17 protein-coding genes, 3 tRNA genes and 1 pseudogene are annotated in these 21,997 nt (G+C 60.0%); 13 read left to right on the top strand and 8 right to left on the bottom strand.

Features of this window, described 5'->3' with window-relative positions; genetic code table 11:
• Positions 1-34: 34 nt before the first annotated feature.
• From AC1EJZ_RS02105 to purM, 8 genes are all read left to right on the top strand, one after another.
• On the top strand, positions 35-2,998 hold the full coding sequence (locus tag AC1EJZ_RS02105; protein ID WP_480293866.1) for a Na+/H+ antiporter subunit A: 2,964 nt from the start codon (positions 35-37) through the stop codon (positions 2,996-2,998).
• Positions 2,998-3,516, top strand: a complete 519-nt coding sequence (locus AC1EJZ_RS02110; RefSeq protein ID WP_070727822.1) for a Na(+)/H(+) antiporter subunit C — start codon at positions 2,998-3,000, stop codon at positions 3,514-3,516. The genes AC1EJZ_RS02105 and AC1EJZ_RS02110 overlap by 1 nt, the downstream gene beginning before the upstream one ends.
• Complete coding sequence (locus AC1EJZ_RS02115; RefSeq protein WP_480293867.1) at positions 3,513-5,426, top strand: Na+/H+ antiporter subunit D; 1,914 nt, start codon at positions 3,513-3,515, stop codon at positions 5,424-5,426. Before AC1EJZ_RS02110 ends, AC1EJZ_RS02115 begins: the two co-directional genes overlap by 4 nt.
• Positions 5,423-6,481 (top strand): Na+/H+ antiporter subunit E, encoded by a 1,059-nt coding sequence (locus AC1EJZ_RS02120; protein ID WP_480293868.1) that lies wholly within the window; start codon positions 5,423-5,425, stop codon positions 6,479-6,481. Before AC1EJZ_RS02115 ends, AC1EJZ_RS02120 begins: the two co-directional genes overlap by 4 nt.
• On the top strand, positions 6,478-6,957 hold the full coding sequence (locus AC1EJZ_RS02125; protein WP_070727812.1) for an MrpF/PhaF family protein: 480 nt from the start codon (positions 6,478-6,480) through the stop codon (positions 6,955-6,957). The genes AC1EJZ_RS02120 and AC1EJZ_RS02125 overlap by 4 nt, the downstream gene beginning before the upstream one ends.
• Positions 6,957-7,310 carry a monovalent cation/H(+) antiporter subunit G gene (gene mnhG / locus AC1EJZ_RS02130; RefSeq protein WP_058237344.1) on the top strand — a complete coding sequence of 118 codons (354 nt, stop codon included), beginning with the start codon at positions 6,957-6,959 and terminating at the stop codon, positions 7,308-7,310. Before AC1EJZ_RS02125 ends, mnhG begins: the two co-directional genes overlap by 1 nt.
• Positions 7,311-7,462: 152 nt before the next feature.
• Entirely contained in the window at positions 7,463-9,208 is a 1,746-nt protein-coding gene (gene purF, locus AC1EJZ_RS02135; RefSeq protein ID WP_480293950.1) for an amidophosphoribosyltransferase, read from the top strand.
• 27 nt (positions 9,209-9,235) lie between these two features.
• The gene (purM, locus tag AC1EJZ_RS02140; RefSeq protein WP_058237342.1) at positions 9,236-10,453 is read left to right on the top strand and encodes a phosphoribosylformylglycinamidine cyclo-ligase; all 1,218 of its coding nucleotides are present in this window, start codon (positions 9,236-9,238) and stop codon (positions 10,451-10,453) included.
• Between the two features lie 536 nt (positions 10,454-10,989).
• On the opposite strand, the gene AC1EJZ_RS02145 is transcribed toward purM, so the two are convergent.
• The 4 genes from AC1EJZ_RS02145 to AC1EJZ_RS02160 form a co-directional block, all read right to left on the bottom strand.
• Positions 10,990-11,268 carry a DUF3073 domain-containing protein gene (locus AC1EJZ_RS02145; protein WP_058237904.1) on the bottom strand — a complete coding sequence of 93 codons (279 nt, stop codon included), beginning with the start codon at positions 11,266-11,268 and terminating at the stop codon, positions 10,990-10,992.
• A 173-nt stretch (positions 11,269-11,441) separates the two neighbouring features.
• Positions 11,442-11,750 carry a DUF3618 domain-containing protein gene (locus tag AC1EJZ_RS02150; RefSeq protein WP_058237341.1) on the bottom strand — a complete coding sequence of 103 codons (309 nt, stop codon included), beginning with the start codon at positions 11,748-11,750 and terminating at the stop codon, positions 11,442-11,444.
• Positions 11,747-12,235: a phage holin family protein gene (locus AC1EJZ_RS02155; RefSeq protein ID WP_082628598.1), complete on the bottom strand. Its 489-nt coding sequence runs from the start codon at positions 12,233-12,235 to the stop codon at positions 11,747-11,749. The genes AC1EJZ_RS02150 and AC1EJZ_RS02155 overlap by 4 nt, the downstream gene beginning before the upstream one ends.
• Before the next feature lie 289 nt (positions 12,236-12,524).
• Positions 12,525-12,899, bottom strand: a complete 375-nt coding sequence (locus AC1EJZ_RS02160; RefSeq protein ID WP_480293956.1) for a hypothetical protein — start codon at positions 12,897-12,899, stop codon at positions 12,525-12,527.
• Between AC1EJZ_RS02160 and AC1EJZ_RS02165 the strand changes: the two are divergent.
• Positions 12,840-13,058: pseudogene (locus tag AC1EJZ_RS02165) on the top strand (YdeI/OmpD-associated family protein); the annotation flags it as partial. The gene AC1EJZ_RS02160 and the pseudogene AC1EJZ_RS02165 overlap by 60 nt on opposite strands.
• A 44-nt stretch (positions 13,059-13,102) precedes the next feature.
• Here the strand turns inward: AC1EJZ_RS02165 and AC1EJZ_RS02170 are convergent.
• Positions 13,103-14,071, bottom strand: a complete 969-nt coding sequence (locus tag AC1EJZ_RS02170) for a Sir2 family NAD-dependent protein deacetylase (RefSeq protein ID WP_117394373.1) — start codon at positions 14,069-14,071, stop codon at positions 13,103-13,105.
• A 524-nt stretch (positions 14,072-14,595) separates the two neighbouring features.
• Here AC1EJZ_RS02170 and AC1EJZ_RS02175 point away from each other — a divergent pair.
• The 3 genes from AC1EJZ_RS02175 (at position 14,596) to AC1EJZ_RS02185 (ending at position 19,353) form a co-directional block, all read left to right on the top strand.
• Positions 14,596-15,900, top strand: coding sequence for a quaternary amine ABC transporter ATP-binding protein (locus AC1EJZ_RS02175; protein ID WP_092648858.1), 1,305 nt, complete (start codon positions 14,596-14,598; stop codon positions 15,898-15,900).
• Complete coding sequence (locus AC1EJZ_RS02180) at positions 15,900-17,660, top strand: ABC transporter permease/substrate binding protein (protein WP_480293869.1); 1,761 nt, start codon at positions 15,900-15,902, stop codon at positions 17,658-17,660. The genes AC1EJZ_RS02175 and AC1EJZ_RS02180 overlap by 1 nt, the downstream gene beginning before the upstream one ends.
• A gap of 301 nt (positions 17,661-17,961) precedes the next feature.
• Positions 17,962-19,353 carry a DUF2254 domain-containing protein gene (locus tag AC1EJZ_RS02185; protein WP_480293870.1) on the top strand — a complete coding sequence of 464 codons (1,392 nt, stop codon included), beginning with the start codon at positions 17,962-17,964 and terminating at the stop codon, positions 19,351-19,353.
• 59 nt (positions 19,354-19,412) lie between these two features.
• Here AC1EJZ_RS02185 and AC1EJZ_RS02190 read toward each other — a convergent pair.
• The 3 genes from AC1EJZ_RS02190 to AC1EJZ_RS02200 form a co-directional block, all read right to left on the bottom strand.
• Positions 19,413-19,488: transfer RNA gene (locus AC1EJZ_RS02190), tRNA-Phe, on the bottom strand.
• 25 nt (positions 19,489-19,513) lie between these two features.
• Positions 19,514-19,587 (bottom strand) — tRNA-Asp (locus tag AC1EJZ_RS02195).
• Between the two features lie 73 nt (positions 19,588-19,660).
• Positions 19,661-19,733: transfer RNA gene (locus AC1EJZ_RS02200), tRNA-Glu, on the bottom strand.
• A 128-nt stretch (positions 19,734-19,861) separates the two neighbouring features.
• Here AC1EJZ_RS02200 and AC1EJZ_RS02205 point away from each other — a divergent pair.
• On the top strand, positions 19,862-21,970 hold the full coding sequence (locus tag AC1EJZ_RS02205; protein WP_480293871.1) for a mechanosensitive ion channel family protein: 2,109 nt from the start codon (positions 19,862-19,864) through the stop codon (positions 21,968-21,970).
• Positions 21,971-21,997 lie beyond the last annotated feature (27 nt).

Consider the following 21,997-nt stretch of genomic DNA (forward strand, 5'->3'; position numbering starts at 1 on the left):
CCGCTGAGAACGACGACCGCTGCGGAGGTCCTGAATGATTACGCTGCTTGCCGCGCATATATGCGCGGCAATTGTAGCGCCGTGGCTTGTCGGGCGATTGCATCGCACTGCGTTCATGTTGTTGGCCCTGGTGCCAGGATCAGCGTTCGTGTGGGCACTGGTCCATACCTCCCAGGTGTTGTCGGGCAATGCTGACACGATTCCAGCTGAACACGTGATGTGGGTTCCGGGACTGGATCTGGACATCTGGTTCCGCATGGACATGCTGTCGTGGCTGATGACGATGATCGTGGGAGGCATGGGTGCCCTCGTCCTGCTGTACTCGTCACGGTATTTTGGGCACTCAGCGGTTGGAAGCGGGCGATTCGCAGCAGTCTTTGTCGGCTTTGCCGGAGCGATGCTCGGCGTGGTCACCGTTGATCACACGATGGGCCTATACACCTTCTGGGAAGCCACATCGCTTTTGTCATTCCTGCTGATTGGGCACCACTTTGACCGCCGGCCTGCACGAGCTGCAGCCCGGCAGGCACTGCTGATCACCACATCAGGCTCACTGGCCATGTTCGCAGGCTTCGTCATGTGGGGTCTGGCTCCCGGTGGCTCCTTCCGCCTGTCCGAGCTGGCCGCGAACCTGGCCGACGGCACGATGGATGCCGGATCGCCGCTTGTGGCGACCGCGGCTGTCCTCGTCCTGCTCGGCGCATTCACAAAGAGCGCGCTCTTCCCTGCTCACTTCTGGCTGCCCGGCGCGATGGCTGCACCCACACCTGTGTCCGCATACCTGCACGCGGCGGCAATGGTCAAAGCAGGTGTGTACCTGGTTGCCCGCCTGACACCCGGTGCAACCCAGATCGCTTTATGGTCCCCGCTGATCGTGACTATTGGACTGATCACGATGGTTCTGGGCGGGTGGCGCGCACTGCGTCAAACAGACCTCAAACTCGTATTGGCATTCGGCACCGTCTCGCAACTGGGGCTGATCACAGCGACAGTCGGGTTCGGCAGTCACGGCGCAATGGTGGCAGGACTGATCATGCTGATCGCACACTCGTGCTTCAAATCCACGCTGTTCCTGACAGTCGGTGCGGTTGAATCCTCGACCGGCACGCGCGATCTTCGCCGTCTGACCGGTCTGGCGCGACGCCTTCCCGTGCTTGCCGTAGCTGCCGCGCTGGCATGCCTGTCAATGGCGGGTGTTCCCATCACAGTGGGATATGTCGGCAAAGAATCCATGATCTCCACCCTTTTGGGAGGTTCAGGAGCGCCGTGGACGGGGGCGCAGGCCGCATACTCGGGGCCAACCCTATTTGACCTCATTGTTCTTGCCGTGATCGCAATCGGATCGATGCTGACTGTCGCATACTCATGGCGCGCATGGTGGGGCGCATTCGGGACGCGCACACTGACCCCGACCGAGCAGAAGAAAAACACCGAAGGATCAGCTGCTGTGACCCAGAAATCAGCCCCTGAGGTTGATGCGAACGGTCAGCTGGTGCGCGTCAAGCCCGTCCCGTTGTTGATGCTGATCCCGATTTGTCTGCTTTCCCTCGGCGCACTGATCGGGCTGGCGCCGACCGGGCTGGAAGACGTGCTCAGACTACACGGGGCGTACGACCTGGACGGCTCGGCACACGTGGCCTGGTGGTCGGGCTGGGAACCGGCACTGATCACACTCGCCATTTTCGCAGGTGGCGCGCTGCTGGCAGCGTTTGGATATTCGAGTGGGCTAATCTCACCCAAGCCACGCTCCCCGCTGTCCGCCATTTACATCTACTCCTGGTCGGTGCGTGAACTGGAAATCATCGCAACACGCGTCACCCGACTTATCCAGCGCGGTTCGCTGCCCTGGGACCTGTCGACAATCGTCGTGACAATGCTGATCGGTGTGGGCTCTGCGGTGTTGATCTTCCGACCCAGCACCTACGTCATTCGTCCGTGGGACTCCATACTGCAGGTCGGCATCGGTATTGTCATCATTATCTGTGCTCTGCTCACCGCCCGCTCCAGGCGACGCATGCGTGCCGTCTTCGCGCTCGGTGGTGTGGGCCTGGGTGTGGCGGTGCTGTATGCATCGCAGGGCGCACCTGACCTGGCATTGACGCAGATCGTTGTTGAATCGGTGTCGATGGTGATTTTCGTGCTCGTGCTGCGCCGCCTCCCACGCTTCTTCTCCGACAGGCCGCTGGCACGTTCACGCTGGTGGCGTTTCATCGTCGCCCTGCTCATGGGGATCGGCACTGTGTTTGTCGGGCTGTATGCCTCGTCTGCGCGTATCCACTCCGCAGTGTCGGAGCTGATGCCTAACGAGGCCTCCGAATTCGGCTACGGCGAGAACATCGTCAACGTGATCCTGGTGGATATCCGCGCTTGGGACACGGTTGGTGAGCTGTCAGTCCTGCTGGTCACGGCAACAGGTGTCGCCTCGCTGATCTACGTGTCCTCACGTGTCGGACGGGTGGAGCGTGCCCCGCGTGACTTGACGAGGGAGTCCGCCTCTTTCCTGCCTGCAGCAACCGCCCTGCGTTCCCAGGATCGCTCAACTGTTCTGGAAGTAGTGACCCGCCTGCTGTTCCCGACCATGATTGTCGTGTCGTTGTGGCTGCTGCTGATCGGTCACAACAATCCGGGTGGTGGCTTCTCTGGCGGTGTGGTCGCAGGCCTGGCGTTTGTCCTGCGCTACCTGGCAGGTGGGCGCTATGAGTTGGCTGAAGCGATCCCGATTCCAGCGGGCCGCGTCCTGGGCACGGGCCTGTTCGTGGCTGCCGGCGGTGCGCTGATGCCATTGCTGTATGGCAACTCGGTGCTCCAATCCACGCCGCTGACCATTGACGTCGGCGTGCTGGGCGACATTCACTTCACCACCGCCATGATCCTGGATGTCGGCGTGTACATCCTGGTGGTCGGCCTGGTGCTGGACCTGGTGGCCTCTGCCGGTGCTGAAATCGATCAGCAGGCTCCGACCCCGATTTCACAGCAAAAGACAGGGAGGAAACACTGATGAGCGTTGCTTCCCTGACGATGCTGGTGATCGCCGGAGTTCTGGTGGCCACGGGCGTGTACTTGCTGCTTGAGCGCACCCTGTCACGTATCTTCATCGGCCTGAGCCTGATCACACACGGCGTGAATGTCTTGATTTTGTCCGGCGGTGGAGCAGCCGGACGCCCACCCCTGCTGGGCAGTGAAGACCCGACGGCAATGGCTGATCCACTGCCGCAGGCTATGATCCTCACCTCCATCGTGCTCTCGTTGGGCACCACTGCTTTCGGCCTGGCACTGGCGTACCGCTCCTGGCGACTGCTCGGACACGATGAAGTGGTCGATGATGTGGAAGACCGCCTGCTGGCGCGCCGCACCGAAGCTGAAATTACCGAGGCTCAGGATGTGGCCTCCTCCGGTGATGAGGACGAAGACATTAACTACGATGAGGATTCCCAATCTGACGAGGATGACGCGGACGGCACTGACGACGCTGACGGCGTTGATGACGTTGACGACGCTGAGGAGGCCCGACCATGACCTCCCTGGACTGGCTCGTTCCCATTCCCGTGGCGCTGCCACTGCTGAGCGCAGGACTGGCGCTGGCGCTGTCACGGCACCCCAAGATTCAACAGCTCATCGCCTTGGTCGCATTGTCACTGACCACCGTTTCATCGGTCGTTCTGGCAGGTGCGGCGCACACCGGTCGCGTCGTGCTCGACGTGGGATCGTGGGCTGCTCCCATCGGCATCACGCTGGTCGTTGACCGGGTTTCCGGCGCGTTTCTGGTGGTTTCGCAGATCGTGACGCTGGCTGTTCTGGTCTATTCCCTGGCTCAGAATCTGGCTGACGACGAGCCGAACATGCCGATCGCCATCTACTTCCCGACGTTCCTGGTTCTGTCAGCAGGCGTGGCTAACGCATTTTTGACCGGTGACCTGTTCAACCTGTTCGTGGGTTTTGAGATCCTGCTGGCCGCCTCGTTCGTCCTGATCATGTTGGGCGGCACGCGAGGGCGAGTGCGTGCGGGCGCTGTGTACGTGGTCGTCTCCCTGCTGTCATCGTCGATTTTCCTGGCCGGCATCGCATTGACCTACGCTGCCACCGGCACGGTCAACATGGCGCAACTGGCGTTGCGCCTACCGGAGATCGATCAGAACGTGGCCACGATGATCCACATGCTGCTGCTGGTGGCCTTCGGCATCAAGGCAGCGTTGTTCCCACTGCAGGCCTGGCTTCCTGACTCCTACCCGACGGCACCGGCGCCCGTGACGGCAGTGTTCGCCGGCTTGATGACGAAGGTAGGCGTGTACGCGCTGATCAGGCTTGAAGTCCTGCTTTTCCCCGGTGATCGCTTCGCCCCGATACTGACGGTCATCGGCATTGCGACCATGATCGGCGGCATCCTGGGGGCTGTTGCCCAGGATGACATTAAACGTCTGCTGTCCTTCACGCTGGTCTCGCACATCGGTTTCATGGTGTGGGGCCTGGCGATCTCCTCGCGTGTGGGTGTCGCGGCAGTCATTTATTACGCGGCCCACCACATTCTGGTGCAAACGGCACTGTTCCTGATTGCTGGTCTTATCGAACGACGAGCGGGAACGACATCGCTGGCCAAACTGTCCGGTTTTGCCAGGAGCGCCCCCATCGTGTCGATCATGTTCTTCATCGCCGGTGTCAACCTGGTGGGTGTTCCGCCCCTGACCGGTTTCATCGGGAAGTTCGCCCTGGCGCAGGCATCTGTCGAAGCGGGCACGTTCAGCGCATGGGCACTGCTGGCAGGCGGCATCATCACCTCGTTCCTCACGCTGTACGTCGTCATCAAATGGTGGCATCAGGCGTTTTGGCAAACAGAAGATGATGCGCCGCTCGCATTGGCTTCATCTCTGCCCATTCCGGGTATGTCATCGAATAGCTCGTCGCGCCTGTCACGCCAGTTTGACCGAGCCCAGCGCACTATGCGCAGCTCCCTCCAGCACTCTCAGGAAATGGCTCGATCCGCGCTGACTGAAGCGGAAGCGAAGTCTGGAGGAACCTCACGACTGATGTCGGCAACCGTGGCCGTCCTTGTCGGCGTGCAGATCGCGATGGCCGCACTGTCCGGACCGATCTGGAATTATGTGGAAGAAGGCGCGCGCGACCAGCTGGCACGCACGCCCTACATCAACGCCGTTCTGGGAGGCGACGGGCGCGGTAGCGGCACGTCAGATACGGAATCGGGCGGCACCACGCCGGTCGTTCCCTCACCTGACCCCACGGCTTCACCCATTGAAGATCAGCAAAGTGAGGGCGAGGGCGACGCGCCTCAGTCGGATCACGATTCTCAGTCGGATTCGGCCCAGTCCGGGCGCGATGCACAATCGGGTCAAAGCGGCCAGTCAGATGCCGGTAACCAAAGTGGCGAAACGCGTGGGCAGGTTGGTACATCGCAGGATGGGAGGCGATCATGACAGCCTCACTAACCTCGTCGAACCCGGCCGGGCCGGAACCGCACGTGTCACGACGCCACACCCCCCTGGGTAAGCGCCTCTCCATCGCGATGACGCTGTGGCTGACGATCATGTGGTGCCTGATCTTTGGACATTTTGACTGGTTGACGATTATTTCAGGTGTGCTGGTCGCCCTCGCCGTCCAGGTGACGTTCCCACTGCCGCACATCACTCGCCTGTGGCATATCCGTCCGCTGTACGTGCTGTGGGTGCTGCTGACCTTCACGCGCGATGTCATCGTGGCCGGGCTGCAGGTGTCAAAAGTCGTGCTGCTCAATAAGCGCGTGGACAATGCGATCGTGCGAGTCGATCTGCGATCATCGAACCCGGTACACCTGACGATTCAGTCGGCAATGACGTCACTGGTGCCAGGGACCGTCGTGCTGCGCGTGGACAGGCTTTCAGCCGGGCTGTACCTGCATGTGCTTGACGTTCCGGCTCAGGGCGGTATCGACGGGGTCAAAGAGTCGATTCGCGCTCAGGAAGCACGCATGCTGCGTGCCATTGCAGCCAGCGAGCACCTGGAGCAGTGGGGGATTGACCTGCCGGTGAAGCCGATTTGGTCGTGGAGCAAGAAATCTCCGACTGCCTCGGAGAGGTGCGTTCCCGTCGAAGACACAGTTGAGACGACTCAGGCTCAGCCGCCGCTGCGTGAGGTGACGCCCACCGGCGAGGACCATCATGAAGAACCCGCATCCGGCGAAGGGACGCAGAGGAATCACGGCGACGATGTTCGAGACACTGTTGATCACGCGAAGGCTTTGCGCGATGCCACGCAGGGAGACATTTCCGGCATGGTGGATCTGACAAAGGTCGTGCCGGAAGAAGAGCGTGGGCTGGACGTAACAGAGACGACGAAGTCTGGGGAGGGTCAAGGCTTGGGTGATGCTTTTGCCTCGGACACTGCCGGTGAACCTGGCGATGCCCATGCCTCGGGCAATGCCGAAGAGCCCGGTGATGCTTATCCCTCGGACACTGCCGGTGAACCTGGCGCGCGCGGTGAGGAGGATCAATGATCGGCGACTTTTCAGCGCTTGACCTCCTGCATGCCCTGACAGGACTTATGACCGTGCTCGCGGCAGTACTCGCCACGATCCGCATTGCCAAAGGCCCCGGTCTGCTGGACCGAACCGTCGCATTCGACGTGTTGACGGCCGCGGGAATCGGGATGATCGCCGTGATGATCGTGTGGTGGCATCGCTACGACCTGAGCGTCCTGCTCATCATTCTGGCGCTGACCGCATTCATGTCCGGCGTCGTGGTCTCACGCTTCGCCACACGTATCGACCGCAGCCAGCAGCGCATCCTGAGTGAGGAAGAGGCCCAGGAGCAGGTAGCTGAACGTGAGCGGCAGGCTGAAGAAGCTCAGCGTGAAGAAACTGAGGACGCTCAGCGCAGCGTGCACGATGCCCGCCAGACGGGAGCCGTTGACGCAGCGCACGACCTGGAACTGGTGCATGACCCCGAACACGGCACGCAGGAGGAACACTGATGGTGATGGAATGGATCGGCGCCATCCTGGTCTTTATCGGCGTGGCCTTTACATTGATTGCAGCGATCGGCCTGATCAACATGCCGGATCTGTTCACGCGCATGCATGCGGCATCAAAACCTCAGCTGCTCGGACTGATGTTCATCTGCGTTGGCATGGCGGTCGAATTACATAACTGGCGCTGGGCAGTGCTCGCCGTCGCAGTCCTCGTCCTGCAGGTCATTACCGCGCCCGTGTCGTCGCACCTCGTGGGTCGAGCGACCTATCTCACGGGGAATTGGGATTCAGAGCATCTTCTGGTCGATGATCTGACCGATGACATGTCCTCCTCGTCGATGATTGACGCGCCCTGATCGTTTCCTGTCGAGCTTCCTCGGCCTGCTCTCAGAATGGGTTGGCGTCCCGCCAACTTCAGCCACGCTCCGACAGTCCTAAAAAGGGTGCAATCTCATGGTCTGAAGATTGGCTCTGCGACCAGTGGATATGACACAGTAGAGGCGTGACTATGAGCATGTCGCTTCCTGACGACACTGACGATCATCCACACGACCATTGCGGCGTTTTCGGCGTGTGGGCGCCAGGCGAAGATGTTTCACGCCTGACATATTTTGGCCTGTACGCGCTGCAGCATCGTGGCCAGCAGTCGGCGGGTATTGCCGCCTCTGACGGTAACAACATCCTCGTGTACAAGGATCAGGGCCTGGTCAACCAAGTGTTCAACGAGCAAACCCTGACAGGTCTGCGTGGACACATCGCCCTCGGACATGTCCGTTACGCCACCACCGGTGCAGACAACTGGCACAACGCCCAGCCCACGCTCGGCCCGACACCGTGGGGCACAGTCGCGCTAGGACATAACGGCAACCTGATCAACACGGCTGCGCTGAGCACCCTCGTCGATGAAATCAGTCATGGTGAACGCCGGGCAGACCGAAATTCGACCACTGACACCTCGATCATTACTGACCTGCTGGGTAAAGCTGACCGGTTGCCCGCCCCGTGGCGCGGCGAAGAAGGGGCTGTCGAAGATGTGGACGAGGGCGACGCGGCCACGTCCGCTGCACCCACTACCGCACCAGCCTCTGCCAAGCCTGCCGCGCGGACCGCGCTCGGCTCCGAGCCCACCACGCCCACCGCACAAGCCGATACCGCGCCCGCAGGAGCAGACAACGCGCAGCCCGGCCGCCCTTCTGAAGCCGCATTCCAGGCCGCACGCCGCGCATCCGGAGAAATCGATCCGGGCGCCCTGTCAGAGGCGATACGCCAGGCCAGGGAAGCCGGCGACGATGAGGATCATGGCTCACTGGTGCCCTCCGCGCTCAAGGTTCTGCCACTGCTGCGCGGCGCATTCTCACTGGTGTTCATGGACGAGCACGCCATGTATGGTGCGCGTGATCCGCACGGATACCGCCCACTCGTGCTGGGACGCCTGCCGCGCGGATGGGTGCTCGCCTCGGAAACGTCTGCACTGGATCTGGTGGGCGCCTCGTTCGTGCGAGAAATCAAGCCGGGCGAACTGGTGGTCATTGACTCTTCTGGAGTGCGTTCCTACACGTTTGCGCAGGCCGCCAGCGCAACATGTGTCTTTGAATACGTCTACCTTGCGCGCCCCGACACGGTGATCGGGGATCGTCAGATCGTGGCGGCTCGTCGGCAAATGGGAGCAATCCTAGCTAAGGAGAATCCGGCCGAGGCCGACTTGGTCATGCCGACACCCGAATCGGGAACACCCGCTGCGATCGGGTACGCCGAAGAATCAGGCATCCCTTTTGCGCAGGGACTTGTGAAGAACTCCTATGTGGGCCGCACGTTTATCCAGCCCACGCAGTCGCTGCGTCAGCTGGGTATCCGACTCAAGCTCAACCCGCTCAAGGAAGTTATCGCCGGCAAACGACTCATCGTCATCGACGATTCGATCGTGCGCGGGAACACTCAGCGCGCGTTGGTGCGTATGCTGCGCGAAGCCGGCGCGCTGGAAGTTCATGTGCGTATCTCCTCGCCGCCGGTGCTGTGGCCCTGCTTCTTCGGCATTGATTTTCCGACGAGGGCGGAACTGATTGCCTCGTCGATGGATGTGGACGAAATCTGCCGCTCCATTGGTGCTGATTCGCTGGCCTACCTCTCACTTCCCGGCATGGTCCGCGCAACCGGGCAAGGCGATAACCTGTGCGTAGGGTGTTTCACCGGCGCGTACCCCGAACCTGTCACACGCGGCACACCCATCCCCGGCACGCCGGGCGCAACGGTCTAGTCACACAGCTACAACTCGGAGGATCTTGTGAGCGAGCATCTTGATTACGCGACAGCAGGCGTGGACACTGCGGCCGGTGACCGCGCGGTGGAACTGATGAAGAACGCCATCAGCCGCACGCATAACTCCACCGTTGTAGGAGCAACCGGCGGGTTCGCCGGCATGGTTGATGCGAGCGCTCTGCTCGGAATGACGCGCCCGCTGCTGGCCACCTCTACTGACGGTGTGGGCACGAAGATTGCGTTGGCGCAGGCGCTGGATATTCACGACACCATCGGCCAAGACCTGGTAGGCATGGTCGTTGATGACATCGTCGTTGTGGGTGCGCGGCCGTTGCTCATGACTGATTACATCGCGTGCGGCAAGGTTGTGCCGGAAAAGATCGCGGCGATCGTGCACGGCATCGCCCAGGCGTGCGAACAAGTCGACTGCCCGCTGGTGGGCGGCGAAACTGCTGAGCATCCCGGAGTGATGGATCCGGACGATTACGACATCGCCGGTGCTGCAACCGGCGTGGTGGACGCGGACAAGATGATCGGCCCTGACCGCGTGCGCGAGGGTGACGCCGTGATCGCTCTGGCATCATCTGGCCTGCATTCCAACGGTTATTCGCTGGTGCGACGCGTTCTGGACATCTCCGGAACCTCTCTGGAATCGCAGTGCGCCGACTTCGGTCGAACAGTGGGGGAGGAACTGCTTGAACCCACACGTCTGTACACCCGTGTGTGCCTCGACATGCTGGATTCTCTTGGTGTTGACGAGGGTGGCCTGCACGCCCTGAGCCACGTCACCGGCGGGGGATTGGGAGCCAACTTGTCCCGAGTCATTCCCAGCGGTTTGTGCGCGACTGTGGATCGTGGTTCATGGACTGTGCCTGCCGTGTTCGAGTGGGTGCGCCGCAACGGTGACGTGACATGGGAAGCTCTGGAGGATTCACTGAACCTGGGTGTTGGCATGGTCGCTGTAGTCGGGCAGTCCACTGCTGACCAGTGCATGTCGCTCGCTGCCGACGCTGGGATAGAGGCGTGGGTGCTGGGCGAGGTCATCGCCTCAGAGGGTTCCGCTGCAGAACGTCCTGCTGCAGAACGCACCGCTGCTGAAGGCTCTTCCGTAGAACGCACTGCTGCAGCGGGCCATGCCACAACGGGAGCCGCCTTGAGCACGTCCCAGCCGCGACTGATCTGCGGTGCCAAGGGAGTCGATGCCGGGGCCGTGGCGCTATCCGGCAGTTATCGCGTGAGCTGAGCGGCTTCGGTAGCAGGCTGATGCCAGCGGCTATGGTGGAGTGCGCCGCGTTCGCTGCACCGCGTGCAGGCCGTCGTCCACCGGTTGTCGCACACCAGGCCCCGCGTTCGCTGCACCCTATGCACAACCCCCTAGATTTAAACAGTTTTCTCGCACAATCCCCTAAATCTAAAGTGATTTGTGCACGATCCCCTAGATAAACCCCACCTGCGGATGCGCGCGGCAGTACATCTGGCTCCTGACCTGCGCATATGTAAAACTCGAGAAATGAACTCCGGTTAAATCTAGGGGGTTGTGCACGCAAATCGGAAGATCTAGGGGATTGTGCACGCGAACGGGTTAGAACTAGGGGTTCGTGCACGCCGGTGGCTTAGATCCAGGGGGTTGTGCACACAGCTCAGTTAGATCCAAGGGAAATGTGCCGTCAATCCGCGGACTCCGGGCGCCGCGTCGCGCGCAAACATAAAACGAGGACGGTGCGTAGCGCGCCGCCCTCGTCAATCGTGTGAAACAACGTACGTCACAGTGGACGTCACTCAGCGTGAACTCTGGTCGCTTTCGTATGCGCCGTAGTCGTCGTCCTCGTCATCCTCATCCGCGAACATGTCGGCGTAACGGTCTTCGTACAGATCCTCATAGGAATCATCCTGCTGATCGTCATCGTCGATGTATTTTGCGTATGGGTCATCTGGATCGGCTCCCTTACGCTCGGCAGCCAGCTCTCTCTGGAGGGCTTCCAGATCAGTATCGGGACTGAAATACTTCAGCTTACGTGCGACTTTCGTCTGCTTGGCCTTCTGACGGCCGCGCCCCATGGCGTCGACCCCCTCCACGGTGTGCGGATCCGCGTAAAGCGGTGTCCTATGTTGGTCAAAATTCTGTCGTGTCCACATCATAGCGTGTTCAAAGCCATGTCACCTATTCGTGTGACATGAGACATCGTGTCGCCTGCGGGCCGAGAACCTCTACACGAGGATGACGTGGCGATTCAGCGTTTGACGATCCTGAAGATCACGAGGCCCACGAGGGCGCTCACGCCCACCGCTGCCGCCGCAACTTTCATGATGGCGTCTGAATCACCCGCACGGGCATCGTCGACCAGTAACTGTGCTTTGGCCTGGTAATCCTTGGCCTTCTCCTGTGCAGCTTCCTTCGCGAGGCGAGCCTGGTTGGACGGGCTGATGGTTTTCACCAGTTCGTCAACGGTGACGCTCATCTGTGCGCGGGTGCGCTCCAGTTCGCGCTCAATCTCCTCGGGGGAACGACCTTCAGCTTTGCGGGGTTCTGACTGGCTCATTTACCCAATCCCTTCTTCAGCGCATCGACGTCATCTTTCAGGCCTTCCTGAGGAGCAGGCGTGTCTTCCTTTGCCTTCTTCAGGGCGGAGACACCAACCAGCGCCAGAATCAACACGATGATGAGGAGAATTCCGACAACGATCAGCGATGCCGCCCAACGAGGCAGAGCTTGTGCAATGCCGAGCTCGATCGTGTGGAAAATCCAGCCCAGCATGAACAGGGCGAAAACGGCTGCTCCAGCGAGCAGGCCGCCACCCATGCCGATCTTTCCCAGGAATGCGGTTGCCTTCGTCTTCGTCAGTTCAATCTCACCACGCACCAACGTAGTGAGCTGAGCGGACAGGGTGGCAAAGAGCTCACCGATGGTCGGCCCTGATTTTCGTGATGCATTCGCGTCGGTTGCTGTATAGGACGTCCGGGTTGTATCGGACGTCGAAGTGACCGGCTGCGCGCTCGAGTTCGAGCGGAAGCGGTTCGTCGACATGGATGATTCTCCTTCGCGCCGTCAGTGATTTCGGCCTTCTAACTCGCCTGTTAGAAGTGTATAAACCCAAGTGTTGCAGATTTGGAGCCTTTTGGTGCAGTGGACAGTAAAATCCGACCGGATTTCCTCCATGCGCGCAACGGGAGGTAGGTCGTGCGCGGGCGGCGGGTTTTAAGCGAGATCTAAGCCTTGTGCGGGAGTACTCTGCGGCCGGGAGACAGCTCGTGTGCAGGCGGCGATCCGCGACCGAGAGCCAGGCCAGGCGCCGGCAGCCAGAGCGGTTGCTGCGTCAGCGTTCAGGTGCGATAGGCCCTGGCAGCTGCGAGAAGACTTCCTGCGCTTTCTCAAGGACGCGCCGGCTTTCCTCAGGCAACTCGCTCATATGATTGTGGGTGCTGCGATCGGCCGCAGACAGCTCACCACCGTCGCCGCCCGCTCCACTATCCGCATCGTCAGATTGACGAGGGTGGTTGGGCGAGTCGCCATCTTTGCTCGAAGGGGTAACTGACTCGTCCATTTCCGTGTTCGATGACCCGTCCGGCTCAAGCTCCAGCGTCGACGACTCGGACGCGGTATCGTCGGTTGCGGACTGATCCACTGATGAATGGCGGAACCACGAACAGGGCCGCCACCACCGCTTCCGAAAGCCGCGCGAATCAGACATAGACCTATTGTGCCCCGAAAGGGTCGCAAAATTCTCGCTACGGCTGAAACCGCGTGGCGTGACATCACCACCCTTGCGCGAAACGAATTCATCTGCTGGGTCACCAGTGCGAAGCAGGAAGCTACGCGCCAGCGACGCATCCGACGCACTCTTGAAGAGCTTGATGAAGGCAAACGCCGCATGTGTTGTTGGCCGGGGTGCCCTCATCGCGAAAAAACAGGCCGCGCCTGGCGCGGGGCGGCAGAAGCGTGGAGCCGTTCAGCCAGATACGGCAGCGCCGTTGACGTCCCTATGTTGACCCTCACCTGCGCGAAACGATCCCCGCGCGTCGCGCCGCGATTGATAATCGCGATGGGCTTGTCCTCGTGATGAGCCTGGCGCACGAAACGCATCGCTGAGCCTACGGCAAGGGATGAGCCTGCCACCAGCAGCGCATCAGCTTTCTCAACCAGGGTGCGCGCCGCGCGGACAATATGTGGACGGACGGTGCCGCCGAAGAAAACAACGTCAGTTCGCAAAATGCCGCCGCACGCCGGGCAGTTGGCGATGACGAAACCACTTGTGTCGCCCACATCCAGATCGGCATCGGGCGCGACGTCCCCCTCGTCAATGCTGATCTGCCACGTGGGGTTGAGTTCAACGAGGCGCTTGTGCAGGGCCGCCCTCGGAAAAATTCTGTGGCAACTGGTGCACATGACGCGGTCAAAGCGGCCATGCAGGTTGACCAGTGAGTGGGTGCCGGCTCGGGCGTGCAGCATGTCGACGTTTTGCGTAATGACGCCGTCGATGATCCCGTCACGTTCCATCTGCGCCAGGGCGAGGTGGCCGGCGTTGGGTTGTGCGCGCAGAGGCGCGAGCCAGCCGGAATGGTTGCGCGCCCAGTAATGACGGCGGTACGACTCATCTGACATGAACTGCTGCAGTGTCATAGGGTGCCGGTCAACTGCGCCGGGGGATCGGTAATCCGGCAGGCCGGAGTCCGTGGAAATTCCCGCACCGGTGATCACCGCGATGAGCTTACCGTCGAGCAGTTCGACAACAGGTTCGAGGGCGGCCGACACATCCGTGGGATCGGGTCGCGCATCTTCAGCCGGAGGCACGGGCGTGTTCTTGATCCGCAGGTTAGGGATGTTGCCGTCGGGGAAGTAATCCTCAATCGAATGGTGAGCCACGCTGTCAGACTATCGCGAGTGAGCAGAAGGCGTGATTTCGAAGTGTTTACGTGGCGTAACAGGATGCGTCAGGAGCCGTTCAACGACTGGTCCTAGCGTGTGAGGCGGTTTGCCCACGAAGGACACGGACCGTGTTTGATCAGCACAATGAGGATAAAGTACATCGTGTCTTTTCGAATCGGAATCTGTTGCATCTGTCACATTTGAGGAGGTGAATATCAGTCACTGAAGCGCCGTGTGGCAGGACTGCGCTCCTAGGAGTTTACCGCCCAGGAGCAGTGAATTTGTTCTCTTTCATGCCGCCTGGATCGTGAGAACTCGTCCGATTCGTCTGCGTATGTGGCGACAGTTTTGCGTTTGAAGCAGGCACATTTCTTTGAAATATTCGAAAGGATCTGTGTACCTGACGAAATGGAAGGTGGTGGTCATTAGCGCCTGGAAACTGAATGCCCATCAGCTGGCTGAAGCCCCGACACGTCTGTGCGAGCAGTATTCGAGCAGCTGGCTCTTACTCGAAGGGAACTATGAGTATCCTCGAATGTGATCATGTTTATAAGATATTCGGACGAGATAAGCAGCAGGTAGTTGACAAACTACGAAATGGTGCAGATCCGTCATCCATCACACATGCAACTGTCGCAGTGAATAATGTGTCCCTGAACATTGAAGAAGGCGAAATCTTCGTCGTCATGGGACTATCCGGTTCTGGAAAATCAACACTGTTAAGAACCCTAAACGGCCTTGGACCCGCCACTGCGGGAAGTGTCAAAGTCAAAGGCACTGACATCACGAAACTGAAACCGGCAGAACTTCGAGATGTGCGCCGCGAATCCATGTCCATGGTCTTCCAGCACTTCGCACTGCTGCCGCACCGCACAGTGCTGGAGAATGCTGCCTACCCGCTTGAAATCGCCGGAGTAGGCAAGCAGGAACGCGAAGAAAAAGCTATGGAAGAGCTGAAGATCGCTGGTCTGGAGGGCCGCGAACACTTCTATCCGTCTGAACTGTCAGGCGGCATGCAGCAGCGAGTGGGCCTGGCTCGCGCGCTGTGCGCTCCCGGCGACATCCTGCTCATGGACGAGGCCTTCTCCGCCCTCGATCCGCTGATTCGCCGTGATATGCAAGAACTTCTTCTTGAAATTCAGGCACGTTCTCAGCGCACCATCGTCTTTATTACTCACGACCTGAACGAAGCCATGCTGCTGGGCAGCCGCATCGCCGTGATGCGTGACGGTGAAATCGTCCAAGTCGGCACAGCTGAAGAGATTCTGACGCAACCAGCCAACGAATACGTGGCGCGCTTCGTGCGCGACGTGGACCGCTCGCGCGTGATCACCGCGTCGGCCATTATGAACAAACCGGTTGCACGCATCTACCTTGACGACGGTCCACGCGTCGTGCTGCACAAGCTCGAAGAAGTGGATCTGCAGGGCGGCTGGGTGATTTCCTCAGGGGACCGCCATCTGCATGGATACGTGGAAGCCGATGAAATTGCAGCGGCCCTCGCCCATGATCCGCAGCTGCGAACTATCAGCGACCTCGTGCACCCCACGCACCCTGGAATCTCGCCGGACACGTCTCTGTCGGACATCATCATGCCGTCCGCCACGCGACCCATACCCGTACCCGTGGTGGCAGATGACGGCCAGCTGCTTGGCGTCATTTCACGTGTCGCGCTGCTGCGCGCACTAGGACAGGGCGCTGGAAAAGAAGACACGAGCGTGCCCATCACCAGTGATGCAAACCGGACGGGACAAGCCACTCAGGCAACTGAAATGGCTGATGCGGCCCATGCTGTACCTGCAAGCGAGCAGGGAGGTAAACACTGATGGTGGAATTTTTCGAATCGATCCGCATCCCGCTTGGACGCTGGGTTGCTGACGCCGTTGATTGGATGATCGCGAACTGGAGTGCATTCTTCAGCGTTGTTTCGTGGATCTTCCAGTCGATTAACGAACTTCTCCAGACGATTCTGCTCACCCCGCCGTTCTGGGTCTGGCTCCTGGTCTTCACGCTGCTCGGATGGTGGGCCAAAGGCTGGAAGCTGGCCCTTGGCACTTTCATTGGCTTCAGCATTGTGTGGGGTATTGATCAATGGACCAATGCCATGCAATCGCTGTCACTGGTGCTGTTGGCATCAGCGATCGCCGTTCTGATCGGCATTCCACTGGGTATTTGGGCGGCTCGATCGAAACGGGCCTCCTATACGCTGCGACCCATCTTGGACTTCCTGCAGACAATGCCTGCGTTCGTGTACCTGATTCCTTTCGTGGTTCTCTTCTCGGTGGGCGTCGTGCCAGCGATCGTGGCGACGATCCTGTTTGCAATCGCGCCGGCAGTCCGCTTCACAGAACTAGGCATCAAACAGGTCGACAAGGAAGTTGTCGAGTCGGCCTACGCCTTTGGCGCGACTCCACGACGTGTGCTGTTCCAGGTACAACTGCCCCTGGCTAAGCAAACGATCATGGGTGGCATCAACCAGGTCATCATGTTGTCACTGTCCATGGTGGTCATCGCCGGCATGGTCGGTGCGGGCGGCCTCGGTGCTGACGTGGTGACCGCGCTGAACCGAGTGAACATGTCTCTCGGCGCTGAAGCAGGCCTGTCGGTCGTCATTCTAGCCATGTTCCTTGACAGGGTCACGGGGTCGCGTAGCGGGCGGCACGCACAGTCAGATGCGGCACCCAGAAGCCTGACTGATCGTCTGGTGAAGCCGATAGCGCTGATCGCCTCCCTCGTCCTCGCATTCGGGTGGACAATCGTTGGTACCGTTGCCGGTGGCTCATCGGCGACGGCACGTGACACCATCCGCATCGGCGTTCCGTCCGGCTGGGATGAAGGAATCGTCATGTCGAACCTCGCTAAGGTCGCCCTCGAAGAACAGGGCTATAACGTCGAGCTGCAGGACGCGGAAGTCGGCGTCATCTTCACGGGGCTGGCCGAGGGCGATTTCGATCTGCTGATGGATGGCTGGCTGCCAATCACACACGCCGACTATGTCGAAAAGTATGGTGACCGAATTGAAGACCTGGGCGTGTGGTACGACAACGCCAAGCTCACCATCGCGGTCAACTCAGATGCTCCGATCCAGTCACTTGAGGAGCTGGCTGACAATGCTGATGTCTTCAACAATGAGATCATCGGAATTGATGCCGGTGCCGGCCTGACTCAGGTCACTGAGGATGAGGTCATCCCACAGTACGGCCTAGAGGGAATGGACTTCAAGATTTCTTCGACCGCCACCATGCTCGGTGCCCTTAAGGGGGCAATGGATTCCGGAGACGATATTGTCGTCACCTTGTGGTCGCCTCACTGGGCATACGACGCGTTCGACATCCGTGATCTTGAGGACCCGAATGAGGCGCTGGGCGGTGCAGAGGAGGTTCACTCCTTCTCCCGTGACGGATTCTCCGACGAGTTCCCCGAAATCGCGGATATGATCCGTGACCTGACGTTGACGGACGAACAGCTGTACTCGCTGGAAAACTATGTCCTGAACGAGAAAGAAGGCAAGAACCTGGTCGGGGATACTCAGGCGTGGCTTGAGGATAATCCGGACGTGATGGATCTGTTCCGCGTGGAGCAGTAACGATTTGTCCATGAGCAGTCTAGGTCCACTTGGCAGTGGAAGTCTGGCTCACTGAACTGTGGACGTGGGAATTGTTTGCTGCGGCGGTATGGCTCACGGCGTTGTGCCGGGGCTGTGCCGCCGCAGTACTATCTGTGGCAACGTGATCGCCTACGCTGTGTGTTGACGTTGCAGCTGTTACTCGACGTCATCAGGATATCGAGCATGCAGTTATTCGCTCATGTGCCGTCCTCCAGAGTGGTCTGAGCGAAGCTCGGTCAATGTAAGTCGGCGCAATCCGGTCTCTAACTACTATTGCGCTATGACCTTCTTTCGCCGCATCAAGTATCTGGTATCGAATCAGCTGTGGGTGCCCCCGCTCGTAGCCGCCCTCCTTGCCACGATAGCGGCGGGAGTCCTGGCACCGATCTCATGGCCCACTCAATGGCTCATTTCTCGAATCTTCTGGCCCGGAGATATTTCGGCAGCATCCTCTCTGTTGGGCTTCATCGCCTCCTCCATGCTGACGGTGCTGACGACCACGGTTTCCATGACACTGATCGTGTTGCAGGTGGCTTCTGGTCAGTTTTCGCACCAGTTGCTGCGTGACTACATCCAGTCCCGGGCTGTGAAGGGAATCTTTGGCGTATTCATCGGCGTATTCGTCTACGTTGTTGTGTTGCAACGCTCGGTATCAGCCGAGTCACGCGAGACCCCTCCGCAGCTCGCAATGGCGATCGCAATGCTGCTGGTATTTCTGGCTATCGCGACCTTCGTCTGGTATGTCAGCGCGGTGGTGCGAATGGTGCGAGTGGACGCAATTATTGAGCAGGTAGCCACGCGTGCAGAACGTCTCCTGGATGCGCACCGAGAGAAATGGGACGTCGCCTGCCAGATCCCCGAGATCCCACCGCACGCGCGCGACGTTCGTGGGCACTTCTCGGGATATGTGCGTTCCATTGATGTGGAAGCGGCGGCAAGGTGGGCTCGCAAACACGGACAGCGCGTCGTGTTCACCGTCGCGCCCGGCGATGCAGTCAGTGCCGGACATACCTACGCGTGGGCGTGGGCCGAACGACGTGGGACATCTGCTGCTGACTCCTCAGACAGTGAGCTCAGCGGCGACGAGCTTCGCAAACTGGCCGACTCGGCGGTCTCTGTTGAAGCTGAACGCGTGTCCGACCAGGATTTGCGCTTGTCTTTTCACCAGTTGGCAGACATCGTCGTGCGAGCTTTGTCCCCTGGAACCAACGATCCGTCAACTGGGCGACACGTGATCACCAGAGCAACACCGGTGCTGCGAGGCCTGGTTGTCTCACCTCCGAATCATGAGGTGATTCTGAACGATAAGGGGCAGCCCGTTGCATCTGTGCCGACCCCGACTGTGCGAGATTTCTTGGAAGATTTTGTCGTTCCCATCCGAAGGTTCTGTTCTCCCAGCCCGGATGTCACATTCGAACTGCTGAGACTGCTGATCATCATTGAAGAAGCGCTGGAGAAAGATTCGAGTGTTGATATTGCAGAGGTGCAGGAATTTGTCGAGGAGGAACGCCAGCGACTGATCGAAGGGGCGGAGCAGGGATTCGTTCATCAACACGATGTGGAGCTCGCACAGCAACTGACTTCCGTCGAAAGTGTGCGTTCCATGCTCAGAGTTGAGGGACCTCGTGAAGAAATCATTGACGACGAGGAAGCGCAAGACGATGAAGACTGACGTGAAATGGCGCTTGATTATCAGAAAGAAACTCGCGTAAATCTCGCGAGCTGAAGCAGTGGTGGCTCCGACCGGCGTCGATCCGGTGACCTTTCGATTTTCAGTCGAACGCTCTACCAACTGAGCTACAGAGCCAAAACCCCACCAAAAGGTGGGTCAGCGACCCCGACGGGACTTGAACCCGCGACCTCCGCCGTGACAGGGCGGCGCGCTAACCAACTGCGCTACGGGGCCTCGAAAAAGTGAGACCTGAAAAGTCTACCTTATTCACTTGTTGAACCCGTCCCAGCAGGGCTGACACGGATCGTACCCCCAACGGGATTTGAACCCGTGTCGCCGCCGTGAAAGGGCGGTGTCCTAGGCCTCTAGACGATGGGGGCCTTGTCCACGAACTTGTCGTTCGGCGACGAGTAGAATAATAAGCAGGAATGACCTCCGAGTGCAAAACGGATCCATGTGAAGCCTCTCACCGAACGCAAATGAGCCTGGAAGCTTCTAGGCTAGGGGTATGACAGTTTTCGGACCTGATTTCTCCGCCGTTCTCACGGGCTGCCGCGCGCAGTCAAGCCTCGTTTTCGGCACAATTATGCCGATCGGGGACCCCTCTGCACCTGCCGAAGCTGTTGAAACCGCATTCGACGTGGCTGGCGTATTCCTCGGAATTGTTGTCGGCATCCTCGTCGGAATTGTGGTCGCATTCATTCTTGCGCGCGTCAGCCGATTTGCGCTCCGCAAACTTCGATTGCTGAAAGCCTTACAGCGCCGCATCCACGCGCCTTCGTACTGGGCACTCATGGCGTGGGGCGCGCTTGCCGGATGCGCTGTTGCGCTGGGAAGCACCGATGTCAGCAATCAGCCCACGTGGGTGAAATATCTCGACCACGGGTTGTTGATCCTCGCACTCCTGGCAACGACATGGGTCGTTGCCGCCGCCGTGTGGGTGATCGAAGACGCCGCGCACGTGCGCAACCGCTCCGATCACGGACGCTCGCGCAGATTCAAGACTCAGGCTCAGGTTCTGCGCCGCGTCCTGCAGGTCGTGGTCTGGATCCTCGGGTGTGCCGCAGTCCTGTTTACATTCCCCGGGGCTCAGCAGGCGTTGACGACGGTGCTTGCTTCGGCCGGCATTGTCTCCGTGATCGCCGGTCTTGCTGCCCAGTCCACGCTCGGCAACGTGTTCGCCGGCCTGCAGCTGGCTTTCACGGACGCCATCCGCGTTGATGACATTGTCGTCGTGGGGGACAAGGGAACGATGGGTGTGGTCGAGGAGATCACTCTGACGTACGTTGTCCTGCATATCTGGGATGATCGCCGCCTGATTGTGCCGTCCTCGAAGTTCACGTCGTCTGCTTTTGAAAACTGGACCCGCAAAGCCACCAAGCTCCTCGGCACGGTTGAGATCTACACCGACTGGGCAGTGCCGGTGGCGGTGGTGCGTCAAAAAGTTGAGCAGCTCCTGAACAGCACGGATCTGTGGGATCGCCGCTCCTGGGCCGTGCAGGTGACTGATTCGACTGATCAGACCGTCACCGTCAGGGTCTCCCTGTCAGCGTCGAATTCGGGCAACTTGTGGGATCTGCGCTGCTTCATGCGCGAGCAGCTCATCGCGTGGATCTCGAAGGAATACCCGTGGGCGCGTTCCGCCCGCATCATTCAGCCGCGCGAGGTCAAGGAAGTGACGAAGGATGAGTCCCAGGAACTGATCGCGCGCCTGGCCACTGAACTATCCGGTATTGCAGGTTCAGATACATCCGGTGGGTCCCCCTCGGACACCAAGACTGACGAGGGTGACCACGGCGATGCTGCTACGCATGATGGTGACAAGCGAGACCCGTTCGACCCTGTGCACGCTGCTCGTATGCTGGCGGCGCGCCAACGCGCGAAGATGGCGCGTCGACGGGCCATGTCGCAGCGCAACCGCGACCGCCTCGAAAGAGCAGAGAACGCCGGGTCTGGAGCGGAGGACGGACCAACAGCAGCTGTGAAACGGACTGGCCGCGGGGGAACGAACGCTGCAGCGGATGCTACTCAGACGAACGGCACGGGCACGACCCACGTGTTCACGCCAGAAGAGGTTGACAAGATCATTGCGCAGGCGCAGGGGCATCTGCGTGTCAAGTCCGATGCTGGCAGCGGGGCTCCTGGTCAGGCTAACCAGGCGTCGGAAGCAGCGTCTGCAGAGGGAGCGGCTCAGATAGCTCGTTCTGCGTCAGGCGTAGCGGAAACTGCCGTGATGCCGGCCATTGGGGCAGATGGCAAGCCCAAGAAGCAGGCCGATGACGATGGCGCGGAAGCGGGCAGTAGTGCGCCCACCAGCGGTGCACAGGCTGGCGATGCGAGCCCTGCACGTGCGGACAATACGAGTGTGGATCTGGCCAGTGCGAACCAGGTCGGCAGCGACCCCGACGGTGCAGTGGCAGACGCGACTGGTCGAGCAAACTCGGACGATGAGACAACCACGACGGGGGAGCGGGTCTTTTCCGGCTCGCCCGACGCGGAAGAGCGCAGTGCCGCATTTTCGGGCCCTGACCCGGAAGTACTGGAAGAAAGAAAACGTGAGTCGCAGATCCGCCAGGAAAAGGGCTCAGGACTACTGGGAGGATCGAGCCGTGAGTGAAACGCAGAATGATCAAGGCGCCCGCGA

The sequence above is a fragment of the Pauljensenia sp. C0170B5 genome (genome assembly GCF_056590195.1).